Origin of the sequence: Bradyrhizobium sp. ORS 375, assembly GCF_000239775.1 — a bacterium.
In the GTDB taxonomy this organism is placed as follows: domain Bacteria; phylum Pseudomonadota; class Alphaproteobacteria; order Rhizobiales; family Xanthobacteraceae; genus Bradyrhizobium.
On record NZ_CAFI01000068.1, the window covers coordinates 1 to 2997 of the forward strand.

4 protein-coding genes are annotated in these 2997 nt (G+C 68.5%); 1 reads left to right on the plus strand and 3 read right to left on the minus strand.

The genetic code is table 11. The features are described 5' to 3' along the window. Positions 1-68: 68 nt before the first annotated feature. Complete coding sequence (locus BRAO375_RS06230; RefSeq protein ID WP_009026611.1) at positions 69-692, plus strand: glutathione S-transferase family protein; 624 nt, start codon at positions 69-71, stop codon at positions 690-692. Between the two features lie 3 nt (positions 693-695). Here BRAO375_RS06230 and BRAO375_RS06235 read toward each other — a convergent pair whose 3' ends face one another. The 3 genes from BRAO375_RS06235 to BRAO375_RS06245 form a co-directional block, all read right to left on the minus strand. Next, on the minus strand, positions 696-1484 hold the full coding sequence (locus tag BRAO375_RS06235) for an IclR family transcriptional regulator (protein WP_009026612.1): 789 nt from the start codon (positions 1482-1484) through the stop codon (positions 696-698). A gap of 30 nt (positions 1485-1514) precedes the next feature. Further along, entirely contained in the window at positions 1515-2276 is a 762-nt protein-coding gene (locus BRAO375_RS06240; protein ID WP_009026613.1) for an SDR family NAD(P)-dependent oxidoreductase, read from the minus strand. After that, positions 2273-2997, minus strand: a 725-nt coding sequence (locus BRAO375_RS06245) for an FAD-binding protein (RefSeq protein ID WP_035639219.1), incomplete at its 5' end; no start/stop codon positions are given. The genes BRAO375_RS06245 and BRAO375_RS06240, both read right to left, overlap by 4 nt.

The window sequence follows — 2997 nt, forward strand, 5'->3', positions numbered from 1 at the left end:
TGGCCCACCCCTGTCGATCCGCCCCTCGCGCGTTCGTCTTCAAGGCATCAGCCATGGAGACCCCCGTCATGAAGATCTACTGGATCAAAGCCCAGGCCCCGCGCCGCGTGCTGGCGCTGGTCAAGCATCTCGGCGTTCCCGCCGAGTTCATCGACATCACCCGTGGACTCAAGACCCCGGAGTTCGCCGCGCTCAATCCCAACATGAAGGCGCCGGTGCTGGTCGACGGTGACACCGTGCTGTGGGAGTCGACCGCGATCATGGCGCATCTCTGCATCCGCGAGAGCTGCGACATGTGGCCGATGCGCCATCCGCAGGAGCAGGTCGAGGTGCTGCGCTGGCTGGCCTGGACCGACAGCCATTGGAACCCGGCCGTCGCGCCGTTCTATTTCGAGCACATCGTGCGCAAGAACTTCGGCCTCGGAGCGCCGGACCGCGCGGCGCTGGTCGACAAGGTCGCGCCGCTGAAGACCTACGCGTCCGTGCTCGACGCGCATCTGCGCTCGCACAGCCACATCGCCTGCGACCGGCTGACGATCGCAGATTTTGCAGCAGCGTCGATGGCGACGGATTGGCGCGAGGCGGAGATGCCGTTCGAAACATTTCCGAACATTATGCGCTGGCTCGACAGCCTGCAGCGGTTGCCGGCCTGGGCGGAGCCGTGGCCGGAGCAGCGCTCCGCCGCGGCGTAAGCCTTACGGCTGCACCGTGCCGTGGCCGAGCTGTTTGGAGATCTCGGCCGCGCAGGCGCGCAGGCGGTTGGCGAGCGGGGAGTGCCAGCCGGCATCGAAGGTGCCGGCCGGCCCCATTGCCGTGATCACCAGTGCCACGTGGCCGGCATGATCGAACACTGGAGCTGCGAACGCATTGACGCCGGGCAGGGGATCGCCAACGGCGCGGGCGAGCCCCTGCGCGCGCACCTCGGCCAGCATCTCCGCCACCTTCGGACTCTTCGGCGCACGTTTGGGATTGTAGCCGACGCCGAGATGATCGAGGCCGGCGTCGAGTGCTGCCTTCACCGTCTTCGGCGGCAGGAACGCCGCAAACGCTCGGCCTGTTGCGGTCTCCAAGAGCGCCATGATCGAGCCGACGCGCATCACGATGTGTACGGCGTGGCTCGGCTCCTCCAGCCGCACCACGGTCGGGCCGTTGGTGCCCCACACCGCGAGCGACACCGCGTGATCGATCGCGCTCGCGAGCGCGGCGATCTTCGGCGTGGCGATCCGCACCGCCGACAGCCGCCGCAGGCTGATCAGGCCGAGCTCCAGCGCGAGCGGGCCGATCTCGTAGCGGCCGGTGGTCTCGTCCTGCTCGATCAGGCCGATGCGCGAGAAGCTGACGAGATAGGGATGCGCCTTGGCGGGCGGCAGCCCGGCCTCGCGCGCGAGGTCGCGCAGCATCATCGGCTCGCCGCTGCGCGCCAGCGCCTGCAGCAGGGCGCCGCCGACCTCGATCGACTGGATGCCGCGGCTCTCTCTGCTCATGCTGCGATGTGCCCCTGGTTCGGCCGCTGCCTACACCGCCAGGAAGCCGCCGTCGACCGGCAAGGTCACGCCGTTGACGTAGGACGCCATGTCGGAGACCAGAAACGCCACCGGGCCGGCGAGCTCCTCCGGCTGGCCGACCCGGCCGAGCGGGGTGCGGCTCATGAAGCCGGCCAGCCGCTCCGGATCGTTGCGGGTGGATTCCGTCATCGCGGTGGCGATCACGCCGGGCGCGATCGCATTGACGCGGATGCCGTCGGCGGCGAGTTCGCGCGCCAGCGCTTGCGTCAGCGACTTTACGCCACCCTTGGACGGCGAATAGCCGAGCGTGTTGCTGATGCCGATGAAGGAGGCGACGGAGGCGATGTTGACGATCGTGCCGCGCGTCTCGCGCAAGGCGACGAGAAACGCGTAGGTCACGTTGAACACGCCGTTGAGATTGACGTCGAGCACGCGCTGCCAATTCTCTGCGGCGCGGGGGGAGTCGATGTTCTCGCGGATGATGATGCCGGCATTGTTGACGAGGATGGAGATCGAACCCACCTCGGCGCGCAACTGCGCCGCCAGCGCCTTGCAGCCGGCGGCGTCGGTGACATCCAGCCGGTGCGCCCAGGCCTTGCGGCCATGGCCGCGAATCTCCGCCGCGCAGCGCTCGGCGCCCTCCAGGTCGATGTCGGTGATCACGACATCGGCGCCGCGGCCAGCGAGCCCGAGCGCGATGGCGCGGCCATTGCCATGTGCCGCGCCGGTGACCAGTGCGAGCTTCCCGGCCAACATCTGCTGGTCGCTCATGCGGCGCTCCTCTGCTTGGCGCGTTCGGCAAGATGCCGGCCGGCAATATAGCCGAAGGTCAGCGCCGGTCCGAGCGTGATGCCGGCGCCGGGATAGTTGCCGCCCATGATGCTCGCCATGTCGTTGCCAGCGGCATACAGTCCCTCGATCGGCTGGCCCTGCGCATCGAGCGCGCGGGCATGCTCGTCGGTGCGGATGCCGGCATAGGTGCCGAGATCGCCGATCACCATCTTGATCGCGTAGAACGGCCCGTCCTTGATCGGCGCGACGCAGGGGTTCGGCCCATGCAGTGCATCGCCCTGGTAGCGGTTGTAGGCGCGCGAGCCCTTGCCGAAGCTTGGATCCTGCCCGAGCGCCGCGTCGGCATTGAACGCGGCGACGGTTGCCTCCAGCGACATCGCATCGATCCCGGTGACGCGCGCGAGCTCGGCGAGCGTCGCCCCGCGCTTGAGATAGCCGCTGCTGAGATGATGCCCGAGCGGCATCGGGAACGGCGCCACGCAGCCGAGCCCATAACGGCGCAAGCTGCGATGATCGGTGATCAGGAAGGCCGCGATCTCGCGGCCCGGCTTGGCCGCCTTGACCATCGCCTGCACGAAGTCGTGGTAGGAGTTGCCCTCATTGGCGAAGCGCACGCCATCGGCGGTCACCGCGATCACGCCTGGCTTGGCGCGGTCGATGAAGTGCGGCATTACACCCTTGCTGCCGTCCTTGCGGGTGG